Below are 14,246 nucleotides of genomic sequence, written 5' to 3'. Positions count from 1 at the left end.
GTTATTCCGGATTGGTATCACAGAACCGCCTCGATGGCCTCGATCAATCCGGGATCATCCGGCCTGACCTGGCTCGGGAAACGCTCAACCACCTTTCCATTCCGGTCCAGCACATACTTGGTGAAGTTCCAGCGCGGCTGTTCTGCCTGGCGGTTAATCTCCCGGAATACCGGGTTAGCCTGCTCACCGGTCACCGGGGTGGGTGCAATCATGGTAAAAGTCACGCCGAAGTTTACGAAGCAAACCTTGGCCGCTTCTTCCTCAGTGTCCGCCTCCTGGCGAAAATCATCACTGGCGAACCCGACCACCGCCAGGCCGCGATCCTTGTATTGCTGGTGCAACGCCTCCAGGCCCTCAAACTGACCGGTGTAACCACAACGGCTGGCGGTATTCACCACCAGCATCGGTTTACCGGCAGCCACCTCGCACAGGTTTACCGAATCCCGCGAGTGCAGCTTGCGTTGTTCATGGTCCAGAAAGTCCGGGCATTCCCCGGCAACCGCCGGCACCGTCAAACCCAGCAGCAAAAGTAGGCTCACACACTTCACGACTCTCCAACGCATCATCTGCCCTCCTGTTTACGCATGCTTTCTATACGCATCGGGACACCAAACTGTTCAAGCCCCATACCCAGTAATGACACAAACCGGCAAAGCATCCTTCACAAAACTCACATGTCATCGTCACACAACACGATCAAATTATGGTGATAAAACACACAACATCACCGTAACAAGGACCGTGCCATGACCATGAAACAAACGCTGCTGGCAGCCGCGATTAGCGGCCTTCTGGCATCAACAGCACAGGCGTCGCTGGTGATCAGCGAGTATGTGGAAGGCTCCAGCAACAACAAGGCCATTGAACTTCTAAATACCGGCGACGCTGCGGTGGATCTCGCCGCTTGGGAACTGCAGATATTGTTCAACGGCAGCACCACGCCCGGTCAAACCTTCAACCTGGAAGGTTCGATTGCTCCGGGCAGTAACTTCGTCTTCGCCCACAGCGCCGCGGATCCGGCGATTCTCGCCGTGGCGGATCAGACCACCGGCGCAGGCCTGTTCAACGGCGACGACGCGGTTCTACTCCTGAACGGCGGCACGGTTGCCGACAGTATCGGCCAGGTCGGCACAGACCCAGGCAGCTACTGGGGCTCCGGCGACGCCCTAACCCAGGATCGCACCCTGCGCCGCCGTGCCGGCACCGTGGCCGATACCGATGCGTATGACGCCTACGACCCGGCCACGGTCTTTGATGGCTTTCCCCGGAACAGCTTCGACGATCTGGGCACCGCCGGCAAGGATGACGATAACTCAGGCCAGCCACCGACCACGCCGGACCTGACCTGTGGCGCTCCCGCCACTCGTATTTCGGACATTCAGGGCGAGAGTGACACCAGCCCGGTTGCCGGCCAGCACGTTGTGGTCGAAGCCGTGGTTACGGCCGCCTTCAACACTGACGATGGCCTTGGCGGCGTGTTTGTGGAGGAAGAATCCTCAGACCGCGACGACAACCCTGCCACCTCCGAAGGCCTGTTTGTCTATGCGCCAACTCTGAACGCCGAGCCCGGCCAGCGCCTGCGGCTTGCCGGTGAAGTCACCGAATACAATGGCCTGACCGAATTGACCAATTTGAGCGGTACCGAAAGCTGCGGCACCGCGGAGCTACCACCGGCCGCTCAGATCTCCCTGCCCTGGGCCGATGCAACCGCTCCGGAAGCCTTTGAATCCATGCGGGTACAATTCGGCTCACCGCTTGTGGTGAACGACAATTACGATCTCGGCCGTTACGGCAGCCTGACTCTGGGCAGTGGCCGCCACTTTATCCCCACCAATGTGGCGGAGCCTGGAGCGGATGCTGCCGTGGTAGCTGAGCTGAATGCGCTGGACCGGATTATTCTGGACGACGCCAGTAACCGCCAGAACCCACCCGTCGTGCCCTATCCGACACCGCAACTGAGCGCCAGCCAGACTGTGCGCGCTGGCGATACCGTCCAGGACCTTGTCGGCATTCTCGACTACCGCTTCTCGGAATGGCGCCTGCAGCCCACCGCCAGCCCGTCCTTCAGCCAGGCCAATGCACGCACAACCGAGCCCAGGCTTGAAGATCGCGGCAACCTGGTGGTGGCCTCGTTCAACGTGCTGAACTTCTTCAATGGTGACGGCATGGGCGGCGGATTCCCGACAGCCAGGGGAGCAGACAATTCGGAAGAACTGGCCCGCCAGACCGTGAAGCTGGTCAGTGCCCTGACCACGCTTGATGCCGATGTCATCGGCCTGATGGAAATCGAAAACGACGGCTATGGCCAGAACAGTGCCATTGCCGAACTGGCCGGGGCCCTGGGTTCCGAATGGCAGTGGGTCGATCCTGACCTGGCGCAACTGGGTAATGACGACATTGCCGTTGGCCTGCTTTACCGCTCTGACCGTGTGGAGACCGTTGGCAATGCCGCCACCCTGAGCGCAGCCCCGTTTGACGACCTGAACCGCCAGCCCCTGGCCCAGACTTTCCGCCTTAAGGGTTCCGACGATGGCGTCACCATTGCCGTCAACCACTTCAAATCCAAAGGCTGCGGCAGCGCCGAGGGCAGCAACGCAGACCAGAACGATGGCCAGAGCTGCTGGAACCCGGTTCGCACACAGGCGGCCCAGGCGTTAGCCACCTGGCTGGCTGGTGATGCCACCGGCACTGGCGAACAGGATACGCTGATCATCGGTGACCTGAATGCCTATGCCCAGGAAGATCCGATTCAGGCGCTTGCCACCGCCGGTTTCACCGACCTGCTGACCACCCATGTTGGCGAACAGGCGTACTCTTATGTGTTCTATGGCCAGGCAGGGTACCTAGATCATGCCCTGGCCAACCCGACCCTCACCAGCAAAGTGGTTGATGCCACCGTCTGGCCGATCAACGCCGACGAGCCCAGGGCCCTGGACTACAACACCGAGTTCAAGACGCCGGAACAACAGGCCAGCTTCTATGCACCTGATGCCTACCGGGCCTCCGACCACGATCCCGTCATCGTTGCCCTCAAGCTGGACACCCGAACCCCGGCAGACCGGGCAGATCTGAATGGCGATGGCCGTGTCACTGGCCGGGACCTGCCCCGACTGGTTCTGGCCTTGATCTTCGGCAGAGCCACGCCCCCAGCCTATGACATCGATGGCAATGGTCGCGTTGACCACCAGGACCTGAGCACCCTGATTCGCGTGCTGACCGGCCACTAAACAAGCTCGTTCTGAGGCAGCGTCCGTCCTGTACGGGCGCCGCCTTCTTTTCGCAATCAAACCATCACAAGACTGAAACCTGCGCTTTCAACAATGGTGCGGATTCATCAACAGGAGACAGGAAAATGACACGACACGGACTCTGGCTGGCAATCTCACTGATTGCCCTGACCGGTTGCAACAGCGATAACGACGATACACCCGCAACAGAAACCGAAGGGCTTACCGTCAACATCCTGCACATCAATGACACTCACTCCCAGCTGGAAGCCGGCTCCCAATCGCTGACCATTGCCGGTCAGGAAACCGAGTTCAGCGCCGGCGGCTTCCCTCGCGTGATCGCCAAGATCAATGAACGCGCCGCCGAACTGGATAACGTGCTCAAGCTCCATGCCGGTGACGCCATTACCGGCACCCTGTACTTCACCTCCTTTGAGGGTGAAGCCGATGCCGAGTTGATGAACCTGGCCTGCTTCGATGCCTTTGCTCTGGGCAACCACGAGTTTGATCGGGGTGACGAGGGGCTGGTTCAGTTCCTCGACGACCTGGCGGCGGGCAGCTGCAACACGCCGGTGCTGGCGGCCAACGTTCAGCCACAGATCGGCACACCGCTGGCTCCGGTAGCCCAGGATGACTACCTCCAGCCCTACACCATCAAAGACATTGACGGCCAGCGGGTCGGTATTATCGGCATCGACATTGCCACCAAAACACAAAACAGTTCCAGCCCGCTAAGCACCACCGTTTTCCTGGATGAAGCCGAAACCGCCCAGAAAATGATTGATGAGCTGGAAGCGGCTGGTATCAACAAGATCATTCTGCTGACTCACTACCAGTATGACAACGACCTGGCACTGGCCGAGAAACTGTCCGGCGTCGATGTGATCATCGGCGGTGACTCCCACACCCTGCTGGGCGATTTTGATGCCTACGGCCTGAGTGCGTCTGGCCTCTATCCAACCCAGGTAACAAACGCCGATGGCGACCAGGTTTGTGTGGCCCAGGCCTGGCAGTACGCCCAGGTTGTTGGTGAACTGGCCGTGAGCTGGGACGCCAACGGTGTGATCGAATCCTGCTCCGGCACGCCCCATCTGCTGCTGGGTGACGAGATCGTCAGGGAAGATGAATCGGGCACCGAGTACACGCCCGAGGCCGGTGAGCTTGCCGCAATCCTGGCCGTCATCGAGGAGGACCCCCAGCTGAGCGTTGTGGAAGAGGACGCAACGGCCGCCGAGCGTCTGGATTATTACACAAGCCAGCTGGATACTTTCCGGAATGAAGTGGTTGGTACGGCCAGTGAAGACCTTTGCCTGGAGCGCATTCCCGGGCAAGGTCGTAGCGAACTTCCAAGCTGCGCCGAAACCACGAGTCAGAATGGCGGCGATATTGCCAACCTTGTCGCTCAGGCGTTCCTCTTTCTGAGCAAAAATGCCGATGTGTCTATCCAGAACGCCGGCGGCGTCCGTACCGATATTCCGGCCGGTGACATCACCATTGGCGATGCCTATACCCTGCTGCCGTTTGCCAACACTCTGGTGGACCTGACCATGACCGGAGAGGAGATCCGGCAGGTGCTGAACGAAGCCGTGGATTTTGCCCATGTTGAAGGCGGTTCCTCAGGCGCCTACCCCTATGCCGCGGGACTGCGCTGGGATGTCGACATGACGCGCGAGCAAAGTGACCGGCTCTTCAACATTGAGGTAAAACCCCGCAATGAAACAAGCTGGAGAAACCTCTCCGACAGCGATACCTTGAATGTGGTCACCAACAGCTTCACCGGTGGCGGCCAGGACGGCTACATCACCTTTGGCACTGTCACCGACGACGGCCGTTCCGTCGACACCTTCCTGGACTATGCCCAGTCCTTTGTCGACTACGTCAAAGAGAAAGGCACTCTCAGCAAGCCCGCCCTGGACGAGTACTCCACTCAATCCTATCTGGGGCCTGTCCAGTAATGCCTGCAGGAGAGTCCGGCCCGTCCGGATTCTCCTGCCTCCAGTCATCCCGCCCTTGAAGAAACCGGCCCGAAGCGCCATGTTGTGACTTCGCACACCGCACTTTCTTCAGAATCCGGGAGCCCCATGTCCATTAAACCCGATTTTTCCCTGCTCGAACTGGCCTCCGTCCGCGAAGGCGATTCCGTCTCCACCACCCTGGCCAACAGCGTGGCCTATGCCCAGCATGCCGAGAAGCTTGGTTTCAAGCGTTTCTGGCTGGCCGAGCATCACAACATGGAAGGTATCACCAGTTCTGCCACCTCGGTACTGGTGGGCCACATTGCCGGCAAGACCGAGAGCATCCGCGTCGGTTCCGGTGGCGTGATGCTGCCCAACCACCCGCCCCTGGTGATTGCCGAACAGTTCGGCACCCTGGAATGCCTGTACCCGGGCCGCATTGACCTGGGCCTTGGCCGGGCGCCGGGCACCGACCAGATTACCGCCCGGGCACTGCGCCGGGAGGGTCTGGGCGCGGAGCAGTTCCCTGAAGACGTCGCTCGCCTGCAAACCCTGCTCGGGCCGCTGCAGCCGGGCCAGCCGGTCAAAGCCATTCCCGGCGCCGGCACCAACGTGCCGATCTGGCTGCTGGGCTCCAGCCTGTACAGTGCCCAGCTGGCCGCCATGCGCGGGCTGCCCTATGCCTTTGCCGGCCACTTCGCACCGCGCCTGTATCGCGAAGCGCTCAGGGTGTACCGGGATAATTTCCAGCCTTCCGAGCAGCTGCAGCAGCCCTACGCCATGCTGGCCGTTCCGGCCGTACCGGCGGACTCCATGGAAGAAGCCAAATTCCTGAGCACCACCAGCTACCAGCGGATTCTGTCGCTGTTCCGTGGCCAGCCGCTGTGGATGAAGCCGCCGGTGGAGTCCATGGATGGCCTGTGGAACGCCGCTGAAGAAGCCGGGGTTAAGGATTTTCTGGGCTTGCAGGTCATCGGTAACGCCGATGACCTGAAACAACAGCTTGACGAACTGCTGTCGGATATCCAGGTGGAGGAGCTGATGTTCACCGTTGATATCTACGAGCCGGCCCAGCGCCGCCACGCCCTCGACATCCTGGCCCAAACCCGAACCTGAACCGACTGACCGAATGCAGGGAGCCTGACATGCCCGAACAACCGTTTTTCGTGTTTCTGTCCCATGGCCTGGAAAGCGGCCCGGGCAGCACCAAGATCCAGGCCCTGAAAGCGGTGGCTGAAGAGTTTGATGGCGTGCGGGCCGAGGCCATCGATCACCGCAGCAGCAAAGACCCGGCAGTCCGGCTAAAGCAGATGCGAGCCGCCATTGAAAGTGCCGGCGCCGTGCCAGAGCGGACCATCCTGGCCGGCTCCAGCATGGGTGGCTGGGTGTGCGCACAAACCAGCGCCACCACCCCGGTACTGGGCTGTTTTCTGCTGGCGCCGGCACTGGCATTGCCGAAATATCCGCAATCAAGCCCGGTGATTGGCGCCCGTTATACCCGCATCATTCATGGCTGGGATGATGATGTCGTACCTGTGATGCCGGTTCTGGAGTTGGCCCGTGAGCAGCGCCTCGAAACCCTGGTAATGCCAGACGGGCACCGGCTGGAGAACAGTGTCGACAGGGTGGCCCGGGAGTTCCACCGATTCCTCGAAACCTGTCTCAAAAATCCGAATAAAGTCTGAATTCATAGACTTGCGATACCGCGAAACCTGCCGCCAGTGTTTCCTGATTTCGGTCATTTCCTTGCGAAAACCGCTTTGTTTTGCCAGTCTAAAAAAAGGTAACAAGGAATTAACTGAAAAAAAGAGCGGAGACAACGCGATGAACAGCACAAGCAAATTCAGGAAACTGGCGGGTATTTCAGCACTGGCGTTTGCCGGTCTGACCGCAGCCAATGCGGTAAATGCAGCCAACTGGCGCTACGCCCACGAAGAATACGAGGGCGATGTTCAAGACGTTTACGCCTACAAATTCAAGGAATACATCGAAGAGAACTCCGACCACACCCTGCAGGTGTTCCGTTTCGGTGAGCTGGGCGAGTCTGACGACATCATGGAACAGACCCAGGCTGGCATCCTCAACTTCGTGAACCAGTCCCCCGGTTTTACCGGCTCACTGATTCCCGAAGCCCAGATTTTCTTCATTCCGTACCTGATGCCCACCGACATGGACACGGTGATTGAGTTTTTCCGTGAGTCCGAGGCCATCAACGAAGACTTCCCCCAGCTGTACTCCGAGCAGGGCCTGGAACTGCTGAAGATGTACCCGGAAGGTGAATTCGTGGTGACTGTAGACGAGCCGGTCACCTCCCCCGAGGAATTCAAGAACAAGAAGATCCGGGTTATGACCAACCCGCTTCTGTCTGAAACCTATTCCGCCTTCGGCGCGACGCCCACCCCGCTGCCCTGGGGTGAAGTGTACGGTGCCCTGCAGACCAATATGATCCAGGGCCAGGAAAACCCGATCTTCTGGATCGAGTCCGGCGGACTGTACGAAGTATCTCCGAACCTGGTCTTCACCGGCCACGGCTGGTTCACCACCGCCATGATGGCGAACCAGGATTTCTACAACGGCCTGTCTGACGAAGACAAGAAGCTGGTGCAGGATGCCGCAGACTTCGCGTTTGAGGAAATCATCGTACACATCGACGGCCTGGCCGACGAAGCCCTTGAGAAGATCAAGGCTGCCAGCGACGAGGTTACCGTTACCCGTCTGAACGAAGAACAGATCGAAGCCTTCCGTGCCCGGGCACCGCAGGTGGAAGACAAGTTCATCGAGATGACCGGTGAGAGTGGTCAGGAACTGCTGAACCAGTTCAAGGCCGACCTCAAGGCAGTCCAGGAAGACTAACCGGCAGGATTCAGGGGGTGGCCACGGCCACCCCTTGTTGTCCGGCCCTGGTTCAACCCCGCCCCGCCGGGGACTTTGCCGGCCGGGAGCGACCTGTTTCGGAGTACCCCATCCATGTCTGAGCGTCCTCAGGAGGCTGTGGAAGACGATACCGGTGCCTATGCATCCGGTTTGCCCGGGTTTCTGGGCACTATTGATGAATGGATTGCCAGGATTGAAGCCGTCATGCTGGCCGGCGGCGTTATCCTCATGGCGGTCAACACCTGCGTTAACGTGATTGCCCGGTTTGTGTTCGGAGAAGGCCTGTTTTTCTCCGGCGAGATCAACCGGATCCTGATTATCCTGATTACCTTTGCCGGCATCGGCTACGCTGCCCGCCACGGCCGCCACATCCGGATGTCTGCCGTTTACGATGCCTTTCCCGCCAAGGGCCGCAAGGTTCTGATGATTTTTATTGCCCTGTTCACCTCCGTGGTGATGTTCTTCCTGTGCTATCACTCCTACGGCTACATCGAAACCCTGTACGGCCGTGGTCGCATCCTGCCGGCGCTGGGCCTGCCCATCTGGTGGATCTACGTCTGGGCACCGGTCGGTTTTGCCATCACCGGCATCCAGTATTTCCTGACCGCCATCAAAAACCTCACCAGCAAAGACGTTTATCTGTCGACGGGTGTGGTGGATGGTTACGCCGATACAGAAACCGAAGTCTGAAGCGCATGAACCCGAACCACTAAGGATATTCACACCATGGCAACTATGATGATGATTATCATGATCGGGCTGCTGCTTCTGGGCTTCCCGATGATGATCCCGCTGATCACCGCTGCGGTGTTCGGCTTTGTAATGATGTTTGACGGCTTCGGCCAGATGGGCACATTCGTCCAGCAGATGATGGGTGGCATCCGGCCGGCGTCGTTGATTGCGGTGCCCATGTTTATCCTGGCCGCCGATATCATGACCCGGGGCCAGTCGGCCGACCGGCTGATCAACATGGTCATGTCGTTCATCGGCCACGTAAAAGGTGGCCTGGCGATCAGTACTGCCACCTCCTGCACCCTGTTCGGTGCAGTTTCCGGCTCAACCCAGGCAACGGTCGTGGCGGTAGGCTCGCCCCTGCGCCCCAAGATGCTGAAAGCCGGTTATTCCGATCCCTTCACCCTGGCGCTGATCATCAACGCCAGTGATATCGCCTTCCTGATCCCGCCCAGTATCGGCATGATCATCTACGGGGTTATCTCCGAGACTTCCATTGCCGAGCTGTTTATTGCCGGCATAGGCCCGGGCCTGCTGATCCTGTTCATGTTCTCGCTGTACTGCCTGTTCTACGCCTACAAGAACAACGTGCCCACCGAGCCCAAAGCCTCCTGGAAAGAACGAGCCCTGTCGGTCCGCGACGCGTTATGGCCGCTGATGTTCCCGGTGATCATCGTCGGCGGTATTTATGGCGGTATCTTCAGCCCGACAGAGGCGGCTGCTGTGTGCGTGCTCTACGCCTTCCTGCTGGAGTTTGTGATTTTCCGGTCGCTCAAGCTCACCGATGTCTACCGGATTGCCAAGTCCACCGGCCTGATCACCGCCGTGGTGTTTATCCTGGTGGCCGTGGGTAACGGCTTCTCCTGGATTATCTCCTTCGCCCAGATTCCGCAAAGCATTCTTGAAGCAGTAGGTGTGAATGATGCCGGCCCGGTCGGTGTGTTGATTGCCATCTGTGTGGCCTTCTTCATTGCCTGCATGTTTGTAGACCCGATTGTGGTGATCCTGGTACTCACGCCAATCTTCGCCCCGGCTATCCAGGCCACCGGGCTGGACCCGGTGCTGGTGGGGGTACTGATTACCCTGCAGGTGGCCATCGGCTCTGCCACACCACCGTTTGGTTGCGATATTTTCACCGCCATTGCGATTTTCAAGCGGCCCTACCTGGAAGTGATCAAAGGCACGCCGCCTTTCATTTTCATGCTGGTGGCTGCTGCCGGCCTGATCATTGCCTTCCCGGATATTGCGCTGTTCCTGCGGGACCTGGCTTACCGAGACTGAACCGGGCAACCGGCCACTGACAGGAGACTGGTATGTTCAAACGAATTCTGGCTGCCGTAGACGGTTCCAAAACCTCATTGAAGGCCCTGGACAAGGCCATCGAGCTGCAGCGACTGATACCGGATGCGGAAATTTTCATCATCTGTGTTTACAAACACCACAGCCTGTTCGAGGCCTCGCTCTCGATTGGCCGTCCGGATGACATGGACATCCCGGACAAGGTGCTGTCGGACTACGCCAAGGAGGTGGTGAACCATGCCAAGGAGTTTGCCAAAGAGCATGGGGCTACCAAGGTGCGCGGTTTCGTGAAAGCGGGCAGGCCGTCCAAGGTGATTGTGAAGTTTGCCCAGGAAAAGGAAGCAGACCTGATCGTGGTTGGCACCAAGGGCACCAACAGCGACAAAGACGGCATGTTCCTCGGCAGTGTGTCCCACCGGGTGGCCTCCCAGGCCAAGTGCCCGGTACTGGTGGTCTGAGGCCACCACTCAGGCCGGGCTGCACATCCCCAGCAGCCCGGCAATCACGGATTTCCGCAGTCTGCCTGTAATTTCACCGTGCTAGACTTCCCCGCGACTTCGTTAACTTTCATCCACAAATCACAAGGCGTCACTCCATGACTGCAATTGTCGATTTTCTTAATTCGATTCTCTGGGGCTACGTCCTCGTATACGGCCTGCTGGCCGTGGGTGTTTTCTTTACCATTCGCCTTGGCTTTCTGCAGTTCATCAACTTTGGCGAAATGGTCCGTGCCATCCGCGGTTCCCGCGAGAGCGATGTACACGGTATTTCGCCGTTCCAGGCCCTGTGTACCAGCCTCGCGTCGCGGGTGGGTACCGGTAACCTGGCCGGCGTGGCGGTCGCCCTTTACCTGGGTGGCGCCGGTGCCATTTTCTGGATGTGGATGGTGGCGCTGGTAGGCATGGCCACCGGCTATGCCGAAAGCACCCTGGCGCAGCTGTACAAGGTGCGTGACGGCAAAGGCCAGTACCGGGGCGGCCCGGCGGTCTACATTGCCAAGGGCCTGAAAGCGCCCTGGGCCGCCGCCATCTTTGCGGTGTGCCTGATCATTTCCTTCGGCCTGGTATTCAACGCAGTACAGGCCAACTCCATTGCAGATGCCATGGAAGGTGCCTTCGGTACACCGAAACTGGGCGTGGGTATTGCGATCGCGTTCTTTGCCGGCATCGTGATTTTCGGCGGCCTGCGCAAGATTGTACGCTTCGCGGAATTTGTGGTGCCGTTCATGGCCGGTGCCTACGTGCTGTTGGCGCTGATTGTGATGGCCATGAACATCACCGAAGTGCCGGGCATCCTGGCGATGATCGTCAAGAGCGCATTCGGCCTTGAAGAAGCCGCCGGTGGCGCGGCCGGTTCCATCACCGCGGCCATGCTCAACGGCATCAAGCGCGGCTTGTTCTCCAACGAGGCAGGCATGGGTTCTGCCCCGAATATCGCCGCCACGGCCACACCTGCTCCGCACCACCCGTCTTCACAGGGGCTGGTACAGGCCTTCGGCGTGTTTATCGACACCATTATCGTGTGTACCGCCACTGCCGTAATGATCCTGCTGGCCGGCGTTCTGGAGCCAGGTTCCGGCGTAACCGGCACCCAGCTTACCCAGCAGGCCATGGAAGTTCATCTGGGGGATTTCGGCGGTTACTTCATTGCCATCGCCATCCTGTTCTTTGCCTTTACCTCCATTGTGGCCAACTACACCTATGCCGAGAACGCGCTGGTGTACCTGAAGGGCGGCAATACACTGGGCCTGACTATTCTGCGCCTGGCGGCACTGGGCATGGTGGTCTGGGGTGGTTACGAGGCTGTGGTAACCGTGTTCAACGCGGCCGATGCCTCTATGGGACTGATGGCGACCATCAACCTGATTGCCATCGTGCTGCTGTCCGGTACCGTGGTGAAACTGACCAAGGACTACCTGGCCCAGCGCAAGCAAGGCCTGGTGCCCCACTTCAAGTCACAGGATTACCCGGAGCTGCACGAGAAAATCGACAGCAATATCTGGCACTGACCTTCATGCTTCGGCCGCAGCCACCCGGTTGCGGCCGGCATGTTTAGCCCGGTACAGGGCCCGTTCGGTAGCCTCGGCAGACGTAGCTCCCGGCAGCAGCACAGCAAACTCCTCACCGCCATACCGGCACACGGTATCGCTACCCCGGAAATGCCGTGCCAGCACCCGGCTGAGCATTTTCAGGGCTTCGTCTCCGGCTTCGTGGCCGTAGGTATCGTTAAAGCGTTTGAAATGGTCAATATCCAGCATCAGCAAACTCAGGCTTCGCCCGCTGCGCCGGGAAACTTCCTGTTCATGGCGGAACAGTTCATCAAAATGCCGGCGATTTTTAAGGCCCGTCAGTCCGTCCTCGTAGGAGAAACGCTGCAATTCTTCCCTGAGCGCCAGGCCGGACAGGGTAATCCCGAGTTTCTCCACCGACTGGTAAACCCAGGCCACAACCCGCACCGTGCCATAACCCTTGAGGCTTTCAGGCAATCTGGGATGGGCCAGTAACAGCACGCCCTCCGGGCTGCCGCCGGTCAGCCCGGGTTCTACCCTGAGCAAAAAGCATAACGGGTCGGGTAACGCCTGGCTGCGCAATGGCAGCGTGGTCTCCTTCAATGAAGGCAGCCCCCTGTCGAGACGTGCCGGAAAGGCGGTTTCGGCCGCCGGCCCCCGTAGTGCTTCACGCACATAGCCGCCATCCGGCCTGCGGCGGTAGAAACTGCCGGCCATCGGCATGTAAAGCCCTGGCAGGGCCCGGACCAGCAGCCCAAAGGCTTGCTCCAGTGCCTCGCAGTCCTGGATTCCGGAGATCAGATCCGCCAGTTTCTGGCTTTTCCGGCTCTCCAGGGCCAGCCTTCAAACCGGCCCCGGCCCTGTTCATCAAAGGTGCCATACTGGTAGAGCAGCTCGCCCTGAAACCAGGCCTGCACAATGATATCCACGCTGTATATGTAGAGCATGGGGGAAAACCACTCGCCTTCCGGCAGGGTTACCCGGAACCACGCGTGCTCGCGGCCGGCCCGGTCGGGAGGATTGGAGGGAAAACCAATGTCGTGCCACTGCCCCGGTTCGTCTTGCACAATCCATTGCGGAGTGCCATCGGGCATCAGGGGTGAATCCCCCCAGCGGTATTGCCAGCCTTCATCCACCGGCTGCATGGCAGCCTGACCGATTAACGGCAGACACAGCAGCACAAAGCTGACCAGGAAAGCTAGAAGCGAGAATCGATTGGCCGCACGCAAGATTAAACCTGCTTATATGAATTGTTCAGGCAGTATAGACCGTAACCAACCGCGACAGAACCCGCTTAGCCTGAGCCTTTTTGTCGCAGGGTAAACAGGGCCAGCAGGGCCGACACCACCATCAGGAACAGCGCCACCGCATTGAGAACCGGTGTCGAACCTTCCCGCAGGCGATTGAACAGCGCCACGGTGAGCGGCGTATCGCTGCCCGTGAGCATCACGGTAGTGTTGAAGTTTTCGAAGGACATCAGGAACGCCATGGCGGCCGCGCCCAGAATGGACGGCAGCAACCAGGGCAAGGTAACGGTAAACCAGGCCACCAGCGGCGTTGCCCCCAGGTTCAGGGCGGCTTCCTCCAGTTGCCGGTCAAACTTGCGCAACCGGGCGCCGATCACCAGGGTAGCCAGTGTGGTGATAAAGGTCACCTGGCCCATCACCACCAGGGGCATACCGGGCCGGAACACATCCAGTTCGATACCCCACAGCCGCGACACTTCATTGGCGGTGCCGCTGTAGAACACCAGGATGGACACGCCCAGAATGACCCCGGGAATCACTAGCGGCAACAGCATTAACAGATACAGGAATTCCTTACCCCGGAACTGCAAGCGCTCGAACAGCACAGCATTCACGCAACCCAGCGCCACACTGGCCAGGGTGACCCAGAAGGCGATCTTGGTGCTGACCCAGAGAGCGCCGAGCAAACTGTCATCGTGAAACAGCCCGGTACGCCCCTCACTGCCATCGGCCAGGTACCAGTCCAGGGTAAAGCCCTGCCAGGGTAATGATGGAAAGGGTGAGTCGTTGAAGGCAAATACGGCCGTTACCAGCAGCGGCAGGGCCAGGTATACAAAGAACGCCACCAGGTAGCCCAGGTAGAGGGCGTCAAACAACCGGGACCGGGGCACGGAACGGATCATGG

At 59.4% G+C, this 14,246-nt stretch carries 13 protein-coding genes; 9 read left to right on the top strand and 4 right to left on the bottom strand.

The genetic code is table 11. The features are described from left to right. Positions 1–17 precede the first annotated feature (17 nt). Positions 18–566, bottom strand: a complete 549-nt coding sequence (locus LWH94_RS07385) for a glutathione peroxidase (protein ID WP_232901725.1) — start codon at positions 564–566, stop codon at positions 18–20. Between the two features lie 180 nt (positions 567–746). Here LWH94_RS07385 and LWH94_RS07380 point away from each other — a divergent pair, with 180 nt between their 5' ends. The 9 genes from LWH94_RS07380 to LWH94_RS07340 all read left to right on the top strand — a co-directional run bounded on the left by LWH94_RS07380 (position 747) and on the right by LWH94_RS07340 (position 12,095). Beyond that, positions 747–3,227, top strand: coding sequence for an ExeM/NucH family extracellular endonuclease (locus LWH94_RS07380; protein WP_232901724.1), 2,481 nt, complete (start codon positions 747–749; stop codon positions 3,225–3,227). A 125-nt stretch (positions 3,228–3,352) separates the two neighbouring features. Further along, positions 3,353–5,182, top strand: coding sequence for an NAD nucleotidase (gene nadN / locus LWH94_RS07375; protein WP_232901723.1), 1,830 nt, complete (start codon positions 3,353–3,355; stop codon positions 5,180–5,182). A 126-nt stretch (positions 5,183–5,308) separates the two neighbouring features. Further along, positions 5,309–6,298: an LLM class flavin-dependent oxidoreductase gene (locus LWH94_RS07370; RefSeq protein WP_232901722.1), complete on the top strand. Its 990-nt coding sequence runs from the start codon at positions 5,309–5,311 to the stop codon at positions 6,296–6,298. Between the two features lie 29 nt (positions 6,299–6,327). Next, complete coding sequence (locus LWH94_RS07365; protein WP_232901721.1) at positions 6,328–6,867, top strand: YqiA/YcfP family alpha/beta fold hydrolase; 540 nt, start codon at positions 6,328–6,330, stop codon at positions 6,865–6,867. A 139-nt stretch (positions 6,868–7,006) separates the two neighbouring features. Next, positions 7,007–8,035: a TRAP transporter substrate-binding protein gene (locus LWH94_RS07360; protein ID WP_232901720.1), complete on the top strand. Its 1,029-nt coding sequence runs from the start codon at positions 7,007–7,009 to the stop codon at positions 8,033–8,035. Between the two features lie 114 nt (positions 8,036–8,149). Beyond that, a complete protein-coding gene (locus tag LWH94_RS07355; protein ID WP_232901719.1) occupies positions 8,150–8,746 on the top strand; it encodes a TRAP transporter small permease in 597 nt (198 codons plus the stop codon). 36 nt (positions 8,747–8,782) lie between these two features. After that, on the top strand, positions 8,783–10,069 hold the full coding sequence (locus LWH94_RS07350) for a TRAP transporter large permease (RefSeq protein ID WP_232901718.1): 1,287 nt from the start codon (positions 8,783–8,785) through the stop codon (positions 10,067–10,069). A 32-nt stretch (positions 10,070–10,101) separates the two neighbouring features. Further along, positions 10,102–10,545 (top strand): universal stress protein, encoded by a 444-nt coding sequence (locus LWH94_RS07345; RefSeq protein WP_022989605.1) that lies wholly within the window; start codon positions 10,102–10,104, stop codon positions 10,543–10,545. A gap of 137 nt (positions 10,546–10,682) precedes the next feature. Further along, positions 10,683–12,095, top strand: a complete 1,413-nt coding sequence (locus LWH94_RS07340) for an alanine/glycine:cation symporter family protein (RefSeq protein WP_058342352.1) — start codon at positions 10,683–10,685, stop codon at positions 12,093–12,095. Positions 12,096–12,098: 3 nt separating this feature from the next. Here LWH94_RS07340 and LWH94_RS07335 read toward each other — a convergent pair whose 3' ends face one another. From LWH94_RS07335 to LWH94_RS07325, 3 genes are all read right to left on the bottom strand, one after another. Then, positions 12,099–12,818: a GGDEF domain-containing protein gene (locus LWH94_RS07335; RefSeq protein ID WP_232901717.1), complete on the bottom strand. Its 720-nt coding sequence runs from the start codon at positions 12,816–12,818 to the stop codon at positions 12,099–12,101. Positions 12,819–12,892: 74 nt separating this feature from the next. Further along, complete coding sequence (locus LWH94_RS07330; RefSeq protein WP_232901716.1) at positions 12,893–13,324, bottom strand: hypothetical protein; 432 nt, start codon at positions 13,322–13,324, stop codon at positions 12,893–12,895. Between the two features lie 65 nt (positions 13,325–13,389). After that, positions 13,390–14,244, bottom strand: coding sequence for an ABC transporter permease (locus tag LWH94_RS07325; protein WP_022989608.1), 855 nt, complete (start codon positions 14,242–14,244; stop codon positions 13,390–13,392). Positions 14,245–14,246: the final 2 nt, after the last annotated feature.

Source organism: Marinobacter sp. G11, from assembly GCF_021282325.1.
GTDB lineage: Bacteria > Pseudomonadota > Gammaproteobacteria > Pseudomonadales > Oleiphilaceae > Marinobacter > Marinobacter vinifirmus.
This window is presented reverse-complemented; position numbering and strand designations above follow the sequence as displayed.

What these genes read in the sequence shown, in the direction of transcription:
- LWH94_RS07385 (WP_232901725.1), bottom strand. Translation starts at nt 566, where the DNA reads ATGATGCGTTGGAGAGTCGTGAAGTGTGTGAGCCTACTTTTGCTGCTG.
- LWH94_RS07380 (WP_232901724.1), top strand. Translation starts at nt 747, where the DNA reads ATGACCATGAAACAAACGCTGCTGGCAGCCGCGATTAGCGGCCTTCTG.
- LWH94_RS07335 (WP_232901717.1), bottom strand. Translation starts at nt 12,818, where the DNA reads ATGCCGATGGCCGGCAGTTTCTACCGCCGCAGGCCGGATGGCGGCTAT.
- LWH94_RS07360 (WP_232901720.1), top strand. Translation starts at nt 7,007, where the DNA reads ATGAACAGCACAAGCAAATTCAGGAAACTGGCGGGTATTTCAGCACTG.
- LWH94_RS07345 (WP_022989605.1), top strand. Translation starts at nt 10,102, where the DNA reads ATGTTCAAACGAATTCTGGCTGCCGTAGACGGTTCCAAAACCTCATTG.
- LWH94_RS07340 (WP_058342352.1), top strand. Translation starts at nt 10,683, where the DNA reads ATGACTGCAATTGTCGATTTTCTTAATTCGATTCTCTGGGGCTACGTC.
- LWH94_RS07355 (WP_232901719.1), top strand. Translation starts at nt 8,150, where the DNA reads ATGTCTGAGCGTCCTCAGGAGGCTGTGGAAGACGATACCGGTGCCTAT.
- LWH94_RS07350 (WP_232901718.1), top strand. Translation starts at nt 8,783, where the DNA reads ATGGCAACTATGATGATGATTATCATGATCGGGCTGCTGCTTCTGGGC.
- LWH94_RS07370 (WP_232901722.1), top strand. Translation starts at nt 5,309, where the DNA reads ATGTCCATTAAACCCGATTTTTCCCTGCTCGAACTGGCCTCCGTCCGC.
- LWH94_RS07365 (WP_232901721.1), top strand. Translation starts at nt 6,328, where the DNA reads ATGCCCGAACAACCGTTTTTCGTGTTTCTGTCCCATGGCCTGGAAAGC.
- LWH94_RS07325 (WP_022989608.1), bottom strand. Translation starts at nt 14,244, where the DNA reads ATGATCCGTTCCGTGCCCCGGTCCCGGTTGTTTGACGCCCTCTACCTG.
- nadN (WP_232901723.1), top strand. Translation starts at nt 3,353, where the DNA reads ATGACACGACACGGACTCTGGCTGGCAATCTCACTGATTGCCCTGACC.